We start from the raw sequence: 15,770 nt of genomic DNA, 5'->3' as shown, positions 1-15,770 counted from the left end.
GGTGCGGTTGTTGGCCGGTCCGGGCACCGAACGGATTTCCTGGTGCCACGGCGGGACAGTCCCGACCGGCCGCACCGGAGGAGTCATCATGCAGCAGAGCGACGCCCGCACCGTCGTCACCGACTACGTCACCTTCCTCGCCGCGGGCGAGCGCGAGGCCGCCATCGCGCTGTTCGCCGAGGACGCCACCTGGGCCTACCCGGGAGACCTGGCGCTGTCCCGCACCTGGCGGGGCAAGCAGGAGATCTTCGGCGACTTCCTCGGCCGGGTCGGCACCCTCTTCGCCCCCGACGGTCTGCCCGAGATCACCCTCACCCAGGTGCTCGCCGACGGCCCGCAGGCCGTCGCCGAGTGGACCACCAAGGGCACCGCCGCCAACGGCGCCGCGTACGAGAACCACTGCCTGGGCGTCTTCACCGTGGAGGACGGCCGGATCACCGCCGTCCGCGAGTACCTGGACACCGACCACGTCGCGCGGACCCTGCTGGCCTGAACGATGCCTGCGCGGTCAGTCCGGCAGCAGCAGGTTCACGTCGCCGAACTCGTGCCAGAGGTAGCGGTGTCGGACGGCCGCCCGGTAGCAGGAGGTCAGCAGTGGGCGCCCGGCCACGGCGGCCAGCATCAGCAGGTGCGAGGCCCGGGGCTCGTGCCAGCCGGTGAGCAGACCGTCGACCGCGCGCACCCCGCGCTCCGGCGTGATCACCAACTCCGTCCAGCCGTCGGCCTCCTGGACGGTGTCGTCCGGCGCGGCGGCCGACTCCAGGGCGCGCACCACCGTGGTACCGACGGCGATCACCCGACCGCCGCCCGCCCGGACGTGCCCGACCAGCCGGGCGGTGGCCGCCGGGACCTGGAACCACTCGGCGTACGGCGCCTCGTGCGCCTCCGGCGAAGCCACCCCGGTGTGCAGGGTGACCGGCGCGACCAGCACCCCGCGGCCCGCCAGCCGGGCCACCACCTCGGCGCTGAACGGCCGCCCCGCACTGGGCATTTCACTGCTTCCGGGGGCGGTCGCGAAGACCGTCTGGTAGGCCGCGATCGGCCAGTCCCGGTCCACGTAGCCGTACCTGATCGCCTTGCCGTGCAGCTCCAGATAGGGCAACAGCGGTGCGGGTAGGGTGAGTTGGGCGTACCAGAGCCGGGCGGTGAACGGCGCCACCAGCTCGGCCGCACCGCCGGCGGGCAGCGCAACCCGCAGGCCCGGGCCGGCCGGCGACTCGGCCGGCGGGTAGTACGCGGCCGCCTGCCCCGGCACCACCCGCCGCACCTCGACCAGATGGGCGCCTCGCCGGTCGGGCTGCGCGGACGACAGGTGCAGCGCGACCGGCGTGCCGTCGGGCAACCGGCCGGACAGCGCGGCCGGGAGGGTGGCCGAGTTGTTGACCACGAGCAGGTCGCCCGCGCGCAGCACCTCGGGCAGGTCGGTGAAGCGGTGGTGCTCCGCACTCCCCTGATCGCGCCGGCCGACCATCATCCGGACGCCGTCCCGCGCCCCGCCGAGCGCCTCCGCCGGTGCCCGGGCGGAGAGTTCGGGCGGGACGGTGACGTCAAGACCGAGCTCCGTGAGCGTGGTCACCGCCCACCCCGGACCGCGGCCGCCAGCTCCTCCGCGCGGTAGCGACCGGAGGGGGCGCGGTCGTGGAGCAGGCCGAGCAACACCGGCGCCACCTCCTCGGGCAGCGGCTCGCCGGAGATGTCCTTGCCGGGGCCGGCCTCCTGCAGCATCCGGGTGCGCATGTTGCCCGGATCCACCGCCCACACCCGCAACTCCGGCTCCTCGCGGGCGAGTACGGCGGTGGCGAGGTCCAGCGCCGCCTTGCTGGCGCCGTACCCGCCCCAGCCGAGGTAGGGCACCACGGCGGCGTCCGAACTGATGTTGAGCACGGCGCCGGCGCGGGCGCGCAGCTGCGGCAGGACGAGCTGGGTGAGCGCGATCGGCGCCAGCGCGTTGACCTCGAAGGTCTCCAGCAGGTCCGGCAGCGGGAAGTCCGCCAGCCGGGGCAGCGGTTCGGCCCCGGGGGCGGCGGCGCCGTTGAGCGTGCCGGCGTTGTTCACCAGCAGGCTCGCGCCGCCGAGCCCGTCGGCGGCCTCGGCCAGATGGGCACGGTGGTCGTCGTCGACGATCGCCCCGGACAGGGCGACGACCTCGGTCACGGCGGCCAGATCCGCCTCGGCGGCCGCGAGTTCGGCCGCGCCACGAGCGGTGATCACCAGCCGCCAACCGTCGGCGGCGAGAGCCCGGGCAAGCGCCAGGCCGAGCCCCCGGGAGGCACCGGTGACCACGGCGACGGGGGCGGGGGCGGGAATGGTGTGCTGTGCTGCGTTCATGCCCCCACCATCCCCCCGCCGGAGACGGCGGCGGATCGGCCGCCGGAACCGGGACCCGCTCGTCCCTTGGGCCTAGACCGCCGGGAGGAACTGATACGCGCCGGCCCGGGGAGGGGCGTGGTGTCGCCCCGCCCCGGGCCGGGGGCCACGCCCGCAGGGGCGCAGGTGGTGCGGTCCGTCAGGGCGTGTGTTCGGGGTACAGGGTCCACTGCTGGTTGGCCTGGAGCCCCGGGCAGCTGTAGATGCCGAGGCGGGTTCCTTGGGCGGTGGCCCAGCCGGGGAGTTCGAGGCACTTGCCGGCGGGGCTGGTGGCGGCGTCGACGGTGGCGGGGAGGTAGATGCGGCCGTCGGGGCGGACGTTCCACTTCTGGCCGGTCTTGTCGTCGCAGTCGGAGAGGATCACGCGAGTGCCGTCGGCGAGGGCGTTGTCCTTGGTGGACAGGCAGTAGCCACCGGCCCGGACGGTGCCGTCGGAGACGAAGTTGAAGCGCTGGTTGGCGGTCGGCCAGCAGCCGTAGACGGCCACGTCCGCCCCGTTGCGGGGGCCGTTCTCGGCGTCGGCGCAGAGCCCGGTGCTGTTCGAGCGGATGGAGACGCCGGCGTCGGCGTAGCCGAGGAGTTGCATCGGGTCGAAGCCGTCGACCTTGTTGGCGGTGCCCGTCTTGCTCTTGCCGGGGTAGACGGTGATGGCGTTGTTGTTGTCGATGGCCCAGACGTCGGGGAGGCCGTCGTTGTTGAGGTCCGCGGCGCCGACCCGGGGCTGGGCCGCAGTGGTCCAGTCGGCTCCGGAGAGGATCAGGAATCCGGTGTCGGGGTGGGTGAGGGTGGAGTAGTCGACGGTCCCGTCGGCGTTCCATCCGAGGGCGTAGGCGTAGATGTTGCCGTTGGTGCGGTGCCGGGCCCAGATGGTGGTCTGGTTGACGGGCGAGGATCCGGCCTTGGGGCTGGTGGTCGTGCCGTTGGCGGCTCCGGGGTTGAGGATCTCGTAGTCGGCCCAGCTGCCGGACAGGGTGGGGATGAGCGTTGCCGTGTCCTTGAGGTTTCCGAGTTCACCGTCGGCCTGGTAGAGGTACAGGCTGTTCTTCTCCACGGTGAGGATGGAGGTCCGGGACATCATGATCTTGTGGTCCGGGTTCTTGGGCTCGCCCCCGATGGCTTCGCCTTCAGGGGTGCCCATGGCCACGACCTGGGAGATGTTGCTCCATACGGCCGACGTGTAGTCGGGGCACTGGGCCCCCGTGCCGTACGTCGAGCAGGTCCTGGGCCGGGTCAGCGAGACGGGAGCGGACTTGTCGAAGCGGCCCGTTCCGTCGTTGGGGATGACGTAGAGGGCTTCCTTCAGCTTGGTGGCCGCGTCCTTGGAGTAGTGCGCGACAATCTGGTCGACATCGGCCTGTCCGACCGTCACGGCGCCGTGATGGCTGAGCTGGAAGTCCGACCAGGTGGTGTTGTACTCCGTGGCACCGGGCGCCGTCGCCGCCGGGGCCACGAGGGAGCCGGCAGGGTCGACGATTCCCCCGATGATCCGCAGATCGCCGTTCTTGTCGACGGTGAGGATGTCGGGCTTCTGGTCGTTGTCGACGTCACCGAACAGCGGCTGGGTGCCGGGCTTCCAGGGGACGTAGAAGTTGTAGACAGCAGGCTGGCTGTAGTTGCCTGCGTTGTCCATCGCCCAGGCGTAAAGGGTGTTGATGCCCCACTTGCGCGGCTGGTAGCGGTAGGGGCCGTCGCCGGGAGACCACGTCTCACCGTTCCTGCACTGCCAGCCGACGACCGGGGTGGGGTCGGTGCTCAGGCGCACGCAGGCGATGCCGGAGGCCTGAAGGCCCGGGCCGGGGGCCGGGTCTTCGGCGTTGATGCTGAACGTCCCCGGGTCGTTCATGTACTTGACGGGGTTCGGGTTGGGCGTTCCGGAGGGCGGGAAGTCGGTGGAGCTGATGCTGACGCGCGGGTTGGTCCGGTCGACGCGGAAGTAGCACCACGCGCTGTTGGGCGAGGTCAGGTAGGTGTCGGTGGCTCGGGCGAGCCAGCCGTACTGGTGGCCGTCGGTCAGTGAACCGACGGGGACGGACGCTGCCGGATCATTGTAGGAGCCACCCCAACTTCCTTGCTCAAGGTGGAAGTTCGGGTCGCTGTCGTCCCACATGATGTAGCCCGTGTAGAGGGACTGCCCAGCCGGCGAGTAGCTGTTGGCGGTGAGGTAGACGTTCAGGTTGTTGCCGACCCAGCCGGGGTTGTCCCACGGGTGGGCGCCGCCACTGTTGCACTCGGCCGTGGTCCCGGTGTTCGCGAAGCCGGGGCCGGGGCTGGTACGCGGGTGCCAGACGGTGGGGGTGATGTCGTAGCTGGTGACGATGCCGGGGTTGCTGGCGATGGCGTGGCGGTAGAGCTTCTCCCACTCGGTGGCGCGGGGTGCGATCGCGATGGTCCACGTGGGCCAGGTGCCGGACGCCGCCTGCTTCATGATATCGGTGACGTCGACGGTGAGCGGCCCGGTGCCGGTGATGGTCTGGCCACCGACGAAGGAGCAGCCTTCCATGACGACGTTGCCGTTTGTGCCGCAGGGCTGCTTATCCCAGGTCGTATCGTCTCCGATGCCGCGCGGGGCCCAGTAGACGCCGAGCTCGGTTTGAGTGCTCGGGCTGGCGGCCGAGGTGACCTGGCCGTTGAGTGTGGAGGTGAACACGGTGGGTGGGTACTCGGCGCCGGAGACCTTGGTGAAGATCGCCGGGTTGATCCTGAACTGGAAGTAGGCGCGCTGACGACCGAGGGGGTTGCAGTCCAGACTCGGATCACTGCTTCGGTAGCCGCAGTAGCCGGTGGAGAGGTTGGTCTTCTTGTTGTGGTTCGGCGCGCCCGGGTGGTTCTCCTGGACCTCGACCGATCCCTCAGTGGAGCTAGTCACCATGGTGAGCGTCGGGTCGAGGTACCAGGGCCCGGTGCCGGATCCGAGGGCGTTCTGATCAGGGGTCAGCTCGATGGCTCCGCCGGAGACCTTGCTGCCGATCAGCGCCACGTTCGCACCGTCTCCGGGTGCCTCCGCTGTTGACGGTGCGCCGGCGGCAGGCTGCGGGTCGGCTGCCGGGGCTGCAGCAGGGGCAACGGCCTTGACGCTCTTAGGTGCGGCCAGTGCGGAACCGGACGTCGATCGGGAGGAGTCCCACTGCAGCGGCGCGGGCGAGCGGAAGCGGACGGCGCCGCTGTCGTCCTTGACATCGATGCGGCCGTGCTCGTCGGAGGCGACCGTCAGCCCCTGGGCTGTGATCGGGAAGCGCAGGTTCTTGAGCGCCGGGTTGGCGGCGGCCTGCGGGGTGTGGACGACGATCACGTCGCGCCAGCCGCCGACCGGCAGCGCGGTCAACTGGAGGTCGACCTCGGGCAGGACGTTCGGGTAGGTCGCCGTCGCACCGTTCAGCGTCGGCTTGGGCAGGGCGAACGGGGCGCCGACGGAGAGCGTCTTACCGTCCGTGGTGGAGATGGTGGCCATCGGTCCGCCACCGCCGCCGGAGAACGCCACCGGAATGCTCGCGACGGCCGGACCGATGCTGCCGTCCGGATTCGACCTCAGCGTGGCGTCGAGGTCGGTCCACCCCTTGTCGCGCTTGGTGCGGACCGGCTGGGCGTTGTCGGTGGTGGTCAGCGTCCCATTGGGGTTGGCGACGGTCTTCGAGGCCTCGTCGGTCATCGCGTCGACGACGACGGGCTGGCCGGCCGACTTGGCCTTGGCGATCGCGTCGATCACCACCTGCTGGACCGGGGTGCGCGGCGGCGCGGGGGACGTCGGTACCAGCGGCGGCACTCCGCCGACCGGCCCATGGGTGGTGGACGGGGCGGTGTCGGCCGCAGCCGTGGTCGGCATGGCCAGTAGCCCGAGGCTCAGGACGCAGCTTGCTCCGAGCGCGGTCAGCCGGGTGGTGCGGCGGCGTATGGACGGTGCCGGTGATGTGTGCACGGCGGGACGTGAAATGAGAGACATGTCGATTCTGTGATCCTTCCGCATTGAGGGCCTGTCACCGGGGTGACGTTCGGGTCGGAACGATGGGCCCTGACGTGCGGGAAGGTCAAACGAGTTGACGGCTTGTGCGGACATGTCCGAAAAGCGCCGGATCGGTAGATCAAGAGTTCATAAACATCTCATGCATGGTGGTCGAACAACCTGGCTACGCGGTCGGGCCGTCACCTATCGTCACCTCGATCATCGGACAAGTCTGTCCATATGACGTCGTGTCGACATTGATTGAGGTGCTGTTCCCAGTGGGGCTTTGGCCTGCCCGCAAACGGGCTGGAAGACGAGCAGGAGGCCGCTGGCGATCGCCCGCGGTGGCGACCATGGTCGCCTTGGCGATGGCGGGAGTCTCCGTGCCGCCGGCGGCGGCGTGGACGTTCCCCGAGCCGGAAGGGAAAGTCTGGACTCCGCCGAACGGTCCGTCGGGCGACGGTACCGTCCCGGTCACGGGCCACGACCTCAAGGTGCCCCCGGCCCAGCCGGCGGCCCAGCCGGTCAGCCGGTCTTCGAAGGTGGCGGCACCGGTGGTCACGGGCACCGAGACGGTCGTGATCGGCGCCGACAGCGCCGAGGCCAAGGCGGCGCGCTCCGCAAGCGGCGGTGCCTCGCCAGCCTCGGGCGGGGCGACCGGTGCCAAGGCCGGCGCTCTGGCGGTGCGGGTCGCCCCCGGGACCGGCACCGGCGAGAGCGCCCACAAGGTCACCGTTCAGGTGGCGGACCAGGGCAAGTCCAAGGCGGCCGGCGTCACCACGCCGGTCGTCGCCCTGACCGACGCCGAGGCGCCCGCCGCCACAGGCGGCCGCACGGCCACGGTGACGCTGGACCTCAACGCCCTTCAGGCGTCGGGCTGGTCGGAGCGCGCCGGGCTCGTCGCACTGCCGGCCTGTGCGCTGACGACCCCGGAGCGGCCCGAGTGCCGCACCCAGACACCGGTCCCCTCCAGGCTCGACGGCGACGGCCAGATCACGGCCGACGTCACCCTGCCCTCCACGGCCGCCCCGGCGAGTGCGGGTCAGAACGGCACGGTGAAGGCCTCCTTCACCGCTGACGGCGTCCAGGCGGCGCCCGCTGGCACCAGCCCGAGCCAGGCGCTCCTGCTCGCCTCGGCGCCCGCGCCCAACGGCCCCCTGGGCAACTACGCCGCGACCCCGCTCGCGCCCTCCGCGGCGTGGAGCTCGGGGACGAACACGGGGAACTTCACCTACAACTACCCCATCCAGGTCCCGCCGACCCTGGGCGGCGCCGCTCCGACCGTGGGCCTGAACTACAACTCGGCGGCGGTCGACGGCAAGACCTCCGCGACGAACGCCCAGCCGTCGTGGATCGGCGACGGCTGGGACTACGACCCCGGGTACGTCGAACGCTCCTACCGCGGCTGCGACAAGGCGGGCATCCCTGGCTCCGCCGACCAGTGCTGGGGCGGCCAGAACGCCACCCTGTCGCTCGGCGGCCACTCCGGCACCATCGTGTGGGATGACGAAGGCAAGAACTGGCACCTGCAGAGCGACGACGGCTCCAAGGTCGAACAGCTCACCGGGGCCCCGAAGGCCGCCGGCGACACCGACTACCGGGACATGGAGTACTGGCGGATCACCACGCCGGACGGCACCCAGTACTACTTCGGGCGCAACCACCTTCCCGACGGCGACGGCACCGACCCGGCCGCCAACTCCGTCCTCACCACACCGGTGTACTCGCCGAACAGCGGCGACCCCTGCTACAACCAGACCACCGGAACCGGTTCGTGGTGCCAGATGGCCTGGCGCTGGCAGCTCGACTACGTGGTCGACTCCCACGGCAACCTGACCACCTACAAGTACGCCACCGAGACCAACAAGTACAGCCGCGGCCGCGCGCAGAACGGCGGCAACGGCACCGTCACGGACTACCAGCGGGCCGGCTACGTCAAGGAGATCGGCTACGGCCAGCGCCTGGACGAGCAGCGGGCTGCCAAGGGAACCCTCAAGCCCGCAGCGAAGATCCTCTTCCAGGAGGACGAACGCTGCGACGCGAAGCTGACTCCCAGCTGCACCGCCGACCAGCGCGCCGGCCACCCCCTCGCCTGGCCGGACGTGCCGGTCGACCAGATATGCGCCGACAACTCCTGCACGACCGCGGCGCCGACGTTCTTCACCACCAAGCGACTGGCCCAGCTCACCACCCAGGTCCTGGTGGACTCCGCGTACCGCACGGTCGACACCTGGAAGCTGAATCAGACCCTCGCCGATCCCGGTGACATGACCGGCCGCCTGCTCCAGCTCGACTCCATCCAGCGCCTCCCGAGCAACGGCCAAGCGGAGGTCGCGAACCTCCCGACGGTGAAGTTCAAGTACGACCCGATGGAGAACCGCGTCGACGGCAACACGCTGACGGGGCTGATGTTCAACCGCCCGCGCCTCACGGGGCTCACGACCGAGACCGGCGGGCGGATCAACGTGATCTACAGCTCCCCCGCGTGCTCGCGCAACAACAACCGCATGCCGGCCTCCGAAGACCGCAACACGATGGCCTGTATGCCCGTCAAGTGGTACCTGCCCGGCCAATCGTCCAAGGATCCGGTGAACGACTGGTTCAACAAGCCGCTCGTCCAGACCGTCACCGAACAGGACGTCACCGGAGCCTCCCCGCTCGTCAAGACCACCGAGTACTCCTACGACGCCGGCGGTGCGGCCTGGCACCGCAACGACGCCGAGTTCGTCGACCCCAAGACCCGCACCTGGGACCAGTTCCGCGGCTACCAGTCGGTGACCATCACCACCGGCAGCGCCTTCACGGGCGAGGCGCCGAAGACCCAGCAGAAGGTCACCTACCTGCGCGGCATGGACGGCGACTACCTCGCCGACAACAAGCAGCGCAGTGTGCAGGTGGCGAACCCCCTCGGCGGAAGCGTCCCCGACGACAACTGGCGGAGCGGCCAGGTCCTCGCCACCGAGGTGTTCGACCAGACGGGCGGCGCCGTCCAGAGCGTGTCCGGCAGCATCGCCAGCCCCGCCCCCGGCGAGGTCAGTGCCAAGCACGCCCAGAGCGCCGGCGCCCCGATGATCTACGCCCGTTACGCGGACTCCCAGAGCATCGCCGTCACCAAGGCCACCCTGGCCGACGGCAGCCCGCGGACCACCACCGTCGTCACCACCACCGAGCCCAAGTTCGGCAACCGCGTCATCAAGGTCGACGACAAGGGCGACGGCACCGCCGCCACGCCCGAGACCTGTATGACCACCAGGTACGCCGATCAGGGAGCCACCCAGCTGCTCGGCCTCGCCATCGAGCAGATCACCATCCAGGGACCCTGCGGACCCGCGCCCACGGCCGCTAACACGATCTCCGGCAGCCGGACCCTCTACGACGGCAAGGCCTTCGGCTCGGCCGGAACGGTCGGCGATCCGACCAGCAGTCAGGTCCTCGACCACTTCGACCAGAGCGGCAACCCCGTCTACGTCCACACCACCAGTGCGACGTTCGACGCCTACGGACGGGGTCTGACGAGCGCGACCACGGACGGATCGACCTACAACCGCGACGGCTCCCAGCTGAGCGGCCCCTCGGTCACCCCCGCCGTCACGACGGTCGCCCGCACCCCCGCCTCCGGTGCCCTGCCCACCGAGCTCCGGACGACCGGTCCGATGGGGGCCGGCTGGACCACCACCGTCACGCAGGACCCGGCCCGCGGTTCACCGCTGACCAGCACGGACATCAACGGCCGCGTCACCACGGCACAGTACGACGCCCTGGGCCGCATCACCGCGGTGTGGGCACCGGACCGGCCCACCGGTGAACTGCCGAGCAAGAGGTTCAGCTACTTCATGACCGGCGACAAACCCGCCGCCGTCACGACCGACTCGATCAACGAAGACGCCGCCACCTACTCCACCACCATCGAGATCCTCGATGGCCTGGGCCGGCCGCGTCAGACGCAGAGCACCAGCGCGGCCCGCCCCAGCGGGCGCCTGATCACCGACACCGTCTACGACTCGCACGGCTGGGTCATCAAGACCAATGCCCCGTACTACGAGGCGAGTTCCTTCCCGAGCCGGTCGGTCTTCGTGGCGACGCCCAACGGTGATCTGCAGGATGGCCAGATTCCCAGCCAGACGGCGACCACCTACGACGGGATGGGCCGCGTCGTCCGCTCGGACTTCCGGTCGTACGGCAACGTCCAGTGGTCCACCTCGACGGCGTACGTGGGCACGGACCGCACCGACGTCACGCCGCCCTCCGGTGCGACACCGACCTCGGCCGTGACCGACGCCCGGGGCCGTACCGCCGCCGCCTGGCAGTACCGGACCGCGACCGCGACCGGGAACCCCGCAGACGCGGACATCACCACCTACGGCTACACACCGGGCGGCCTCGCCTCCCGGCGGACCGACAGCAGCGGCAACAACTGGACCTACCAGTACGACCTGCGCGGACGGCAGGTCACCGCGTCCGACCCGGACACGGGCGTGACCCGGACGATCTACGACGTCAACTCGCTCGTCGACCACACCACCGACGCCAACGGCAGCACCCTCTCCTACACCTACGACCTGCTCGGCCGTAAGACGGGCCTGTACAACGGGAGCGTCGCCCCCGCGAACCAGTTGGCGTCCTGGAAGTACGACAGCCTCGCCAACGGCCAGCCGACCTCCTCCACCCGCTACGTCGGCGGAGCCGACGGCGCGGCCTACACCAAGGCCGTGACCGGCTACGACACCGCCTACCGATCGCTGGGCACCTCCGTCACGGTGCCCAAGTCCACCGACAAGCCGGCGGGGCTTGTCCCGGCAGCCGAAGACGCGCTGGCCACGACCTACACCACCACCACCTCCTACTCGCGTGTTCGCGGTGACCTGAGGCGGGTCAACATTCCCGCCGCGGGCGGCCTGCCAGCCGAGACCATCGGCTACATGCAGACGATCACGGGTCTGCTCTTCACCTCCGGAACCACCAACGGTGACAAGCCGATCGTGGCGAGGATGGCCTACGACGCCCTTGCCAGGCCCACCAGCACCACGGTGGGCGAGTACGGCAACCAGGTGGTCTCCCTCCAGCAGTACGACTGGGCCACCGGGCGGGCCATCAACAACTTCACCTACCGCCAGGCCGGCACCGTCTCCCTCGACCAGACGAGCTACACCTACACGCCGTCCGGCCGGATCACCTCCGTCACCAACCTGCAGAACGCGGCCGCCCGCGACACCCAGTGCTTCACGTACGACTACCTCGGGCGGCTCAACCGGGCCTGGACCGACCTGGGAGGTACCCACACCACCGCCGACTGGACCGACAGCAACGGCGTCAAGCAGGGAACCGGGAGCTCCGACAAGGTTCCCGGCATCGGCGGCTGCGACAACGCCACCGGCCCGGCCCCGACCGGATCGGGCACCGACACCGTCGGTGGCCCGTCGCCGTACTGGCAGGACTACACCTACGACGCCACCGGCAACCGCACCAGCCTCACCCAGCACGGGTCGACGTCCTCGGCTCCGCTCGACACCAACCAGATCACCCAGGTCGCGAACGCCTCGGACGCCGCCCGGACGTGGTCCGTCGCCCTCGCGAACGGCGCGCTCTGGCTCGGCTCCCAGGGCAAGGACGGCACGTCCTCGCAGTACACCGACCTGATGGCACAGGCCGGCACCCTGCCGACCGTCACCGCCGTCTCGGCCGCGGTGAGCAACGGCCAACTCCAGGTCATGGCCGTCGCCGACGGCAAGATCTGGCACACCGTTCGGCAGGACGACGGGCGCTGGCAGAAGTGGGGCGACGTCTCCACCGTCGTCGGCTCCCTCAACCAGCCGAGCCAACTCGCCCTGACCGCCACCGCCTCCGGCCTCGAGGTCCTCACCTTCTCGGGCGGGAAGCTCTGGCACACCGTCCGCAAGCCCGACGGCAACTGGCAGACACAGGGCTGGGGCGACGTCTACAGCGTCGTCGGCCCCCTGTCCTCCGCCGGACAGATCGCCGCCTCCGCCACCGCCTCCGGCCTGGAGATCATGGTCGGCGCCGGCGGGAAGCTCTGGCACACCGTCCGCACGCCCGACGGCAACTGGCAGACACAGGGCTGGGGCGACGTCTACAGCGTCACCGGCGCCCTGACCGGCGCCCAGACCGGCCAGGGCCAACTCGCCCTCGCCACCACCAACGACGGACTCCAGGTCGTCGCGCTCGCCCAGGGCAAGCCCTGGCACGTCGTACGTGACAGCGCGGGCTCCTGGTCCAAGTGGGGCGACGTCGCCGGTCAGGCCGGCCAGACAGCCCCGCTTAGCGCCATCGGCGCGGCCGGCTCCGGCACCGACCTCAAGGTCCTCGTCGCGGGCGCCGGAAAGCTCAACCAGACCACCCGCGACGGCACCACCAAGTGGTGGTCGGCCTGGTCCACGATCGCGACCGGCAACGGCGCAAGCAGCAGCACCACGCAGACCTTCCGTCCCATGGGGAGCACCAACACCCCCACGACCGCACCCAACACCGGCGGCGGGACCGGCGGGCCGCACGCCCTGCTCACCTCCACCACCACGACCCCTGGCGGCCCCAAGACCGTCGGCTACCAGTACGACGCCGCGGGCAACACCACCGCCGTCACCGACACCGGCGGCACCGCCACCCTGGCCTGGAACGGCGAGGGCAAGCTCGCCTCCTACAGCAAGACCGGCCAGGCCGGCGCCACCACCTACCTCTACGACGCCGACGGCAACCCGCTCCTGCGCCGGAGCCCCGGCAAGACCACCCTGTTCCTGCCCACCGACGAACTCACCCTCGACACCGCCACCGGCACCATGAACAACGTGCGCTCCATCAGCGCACCCGGCGGCCTCACCTACACCCGCGTCACCGCCCCCATCGGCGGCGGCACCGTCCTCATCCAGGCCGCGGACCCCCACGGCACCAACAGCGTCCAGATCAACACCGACGCCGCCCAAACGGTCACCCGACGGGACACCGACCCCTTCGGCAACCCCCGCGGCAACCAGCCCGCTGCGTCCGCGTGGGCCGGCACCAAGGGCTTCGTCGGCGGCACCAAGGACGACACCACCGGCCTCACCAACCTCGGCGCCCGCCAATACGACCCCACCACCGGCCGCTTCATCAGCCCCGACCCCATCCTCGACGCGGCCGCCCCCCAGCAGTGGAACGGCTACTCCTACAGCAACAACGACCCCGTCAACCTGAGCGACCCCGGCGGCCTTCGTCCCGAGGGTGTGTGCGGCGGTGCGAACGCCTGTTACACCGACAAGGGCGACGTCGTCACCGAGACGTTCAAGCTCGAACGCGACGGGTCCTGGACCGAGGCCTACTGGACTCCGTTCAGCGGCAGTAAGGACCACCCCAACTACACGGGCAACCATGTCTTCACCATCTATCACGGAGGAACACTCAAGGACGCCATCCGGGAGGGCTTTGAGACTGCCCAGTACTTCCCCGGACTGAACGTCATCGGCGCCGCTGGCAGCACCGTCATGGATGTCTACGACGGCAAGTACCTGGACGCCGCCAAGAATCTCGCGGGCGTCATACCCGGTGAGCGTCTCCTCGGACAGGCCGCAAAGACTGCAGATAAGCTTGCAAAGGCGTCTGACGCGGTCAACACCGCTGCGAACGTGGCGTGCGACATCACCAGTGCCCTCGCCGACGTTGCACACAGCTTCCCGCCAGGCACACGCGTCCTCATGGCAGACGGCACAACCCAGGCCATTGAGAACGTCCGGACCGGCGACCAGGTCCAGGCGACGGACCCGACCACCGGGACCACCGAACCCAGGCCCGTCGCCCACACAATCCGCACGCCGGATGACGAGCACTTCACCGACCTGGCGTTCCAGACCAATAGCTCTGCTATCGAATCCGGGAAGGTAGAGAACCTCACAAGCACCCAGCACCACCCGTTCTGGGACGAAACTACCCAGCGCTGGACCAACGCCTCAGAGCTGCATCCTGGCGACGAAGTCCGCACAGCAGACAACCGAACCATCACCGTCCTGACGGTGAGGAACCACGACACTGCCCCCCAGCCCGCATACGACCTCACCATCACTGACCTCCACACGTACTATGTGCTCGCGGGCAATTCACCGGTATTGGTGCACAACTGTGGCGAGCGAACGAATTACATGGATTCGGATGATCCGTTCGCTATAGGACATGAGAAGTCGGAGCCACTTGATGGATTCCATGATGTGGTAATTCATGGAACGCCAAACTCGGTAATGCCAACGCCCACTGGTGCGCAATACGATAACCGATGGCTTGCAAATAGGTTGGTCCGGGATCCGAGTTATCCGGGCGGGAACATTCGCCTCTGTGCATGTTCTACCGGTGCGCCTGGTGGGTCATTTGCCCAGAACTTGGCAAATAAGCTGGGTGTCAATGTATTGGCGCCAAAGGATACGCTTTGGGCATTCTCGAGCGGAAATCTCTGGGTTGGGCCATCTCGATTCAAGCTGAGCCAGTCTCCTGACATGTGGACGCTCTTCAGGCCGGGTGGCGGAACGTAGGATGGTTGCACGACTCCGGGGTGCGGAGAGGCGTGCCGTACCCTGGGCTTCGGGGTTTAATCGGTGCATCGAGGGAAGTGATATGCAGTGACCGTTGAAAACTTGGGATTCTTCAGGGAATTTCCACACGGAGACGCGGGCGGGCCTTCCTTGCTGGATTGCGTAGCAAAAGGTGACGCCCGGATAAAGGGTCTTATCGCTGGCTACCTGGAGCAGGGGGCGGTACTGGCAACTACCGGACAGAGGGTGTTCGATGTTCTGAGTGACGAAAAGCATGATGCGGGTAGCCTGGCGATCATCACCGACGGTGTCTGGATGTGGCCGGGTGACCTCGCATACTATGTGCGCAAGTACAATATCGCGCTCCCGGAGAGCTTTGTCGGTCATGCTGAATCCTTGAATTGGACTCCCCCTGAGCTGAGTCGGTCTGAGCTTCTCTTGATTGAGGAGGGCATGCTCACGGAGTAGCATTGGGTATTTTCATCGGGTCCTGCCGAACTCGGCTTCGGCGGGGCCCGATTTAGCTTGCGTGGCTATTTGGTGCTATTTAGACGGAATTTAACACCTGTTTTTCGGGCAGCTCCCGCCATGGCGCCTGAAAAGCACTATGTCCCGGCAGGGTCCACCCCGGTTCTGGTACACAACTCGTGCGGAGATACTGAGCCGAGCACCTGTACTCCAGACGATCAGAAGCCCTCCCTGAAACGGCTCCGGGGAGGGCTTCATGGCGTCTTGACGGCACTACTGAACTTGAATGAGTGAAGTCGGGCCGTTCGCCTGACAGCGAGGGTTCGGGTCCGGTAGCCGTGGTTCAGTGAGGTACGCGCAGGGCGGCGGCTTGACCGACGCCGAGAGGGCCGCACGGGAGCGGATCCGGCTTCAGGCCGTGGTCCGCTTCGAGGGCAGGGAGAAGAACAGGGAGATCGCTGCCGCGTTGCGAGTGTCGGAGCGGTCGGTTG

General features: G+C 69.0%; 7 protein-coding genes. 4 read left to right on the top strand and 3 right to left on the bottom strand.

Features of this window, described 5'->3' with window-relative positions; genetic code table 11:
• Window positions 1-88: 88 nt before the first annotated feature.
• On the top strand, window positions 89-493 hold the full coding sequence (locus ACIOJE_RS25405; protein ID WP_280685103.1) for a nuclear transport factor 2 family protein: 405 nt from the start codon (window positions 89-91) through the stop codon (window positions 491-493).
• 15 nt (window positions 494-508) lie between these two features.
• Here ACIOJE_RS25405 and ACIOJE_RS25400 read toward each other — a convergent pair whose 3' ends face one another.
• The 3 genes from ACIOJE_RS25400 to ACIOJE_RS25390 form a co-directional block, all read right to left on the bottom strand.
• Window positions 509-1,576, bottom strand: a complete 1,068-nt coding sequence (locus tag ACIOJE_RS25400; RefSeq protein WP_400779062.1) for an S-adenosylmethionine:tRNA ribosyltransferase-isomerase — start codon at window positions 1,574-1,576, stop codon at window positions 509-511.
• The gene (locus tag ACIOJE_RS25395; protein WP_400779060.1) at window positions 1,573-2,328 is read right to left on the bottom strand and encodes an SDR family oxidoreductase; all 756 of its coding nucleotides are present in this window, start codon (window positions 2,326-2,328) and stop codon (window positions 1,573-1,575) included. Before ACIOJE_RS25395 ends, ACIOJE_RS25400 begins: the two co-directional genes overlap by 4 nt.
• Before the next feature lie 178 nt (window positions 2,329-2,506).
• A complete protein-coding gene (locus ACIOJE_RS25390; protein WP_400779058.1) occupies window positions 2,507-6,280 on the bottom strand; it encodes a ricin-type beta-trefoil lectin domain protein in 3,774 nt (1,257 codons plus the stop codon).
• A 578-nt stretch (window positions 6,281-6,858) separates the two neighbouring features.
• Between ACIOJE_RS25390 and ACIOJE_RS25385 the strand changes: the two genes are divergently transcribed.
• From ACIOJE_RS25385 to ACIOJE_RS25375, 3 genes are all read left to right on the top strand, one after another.
• Window positions 6,859-14,811 (top strand): RHS repeat-associated core domain-containing protein, encoded by a 7,953-nt coding sequence (locus ACIOJE_RS25385; protein ID WP_400779056.1) that lies wholly within the window; start codon window positions 6,859-6,861, stop codon window positions 14,809-14,811.
• Between the two features lie 87 nt (window positions 14,812-14,898).
• On the top strand, window positions 14,899-15,279 hold the full coding sequence (locus ACIOJE_RS25380; protein ID WP_400779054.1) for a hypothetical protein: 381 nt from the start codon (window positions 14,899-14,901) through the stop codon (window positions 15,277-15,279).
• A gap of 346 nt (window positions 15,280-15,625) precedes the next feature.
• On the top strand, window positions 15,626-15,770 hold a 145-nt coding region (locus tag ACIOJE_RS25375), incomplete at its 3' end, for a helix-turn-helix domain-containing protein (protein ID WP_400779247.1).

Origin of the sequence: Kitasatospora sp. NPDC087861 (assembly GCF_044742585.1) — a bacterium.
Lineage (GTDB): Bacteria > Actinomycetota > Actinomycetes > Streptomycetales > Streptomycetaceae > Kitasatospora.
Note: the sequence above shows the minus strand (reverse complement) of the source record. Positions and strands in the feature narration are given on the sequence as shown.

Excerpts from the sequence above, each read along its gene's own strand:
- ACIOJE_RS25395 (WP_400779060.1), bottom strand. The coding sequence starts at position 2,328 with ATGAACGCAGCACAGCACACCATTCCCGCCCCCGCCCCCGTCGCCGTG.
- ACIOJE_RS25405 (WP_280685103.1), top strand. The coding sequence starts at position 89 with ATGCAGCAGAGCGACGCCCGCACCGTCGTCACCGACTACGTCACCTTC.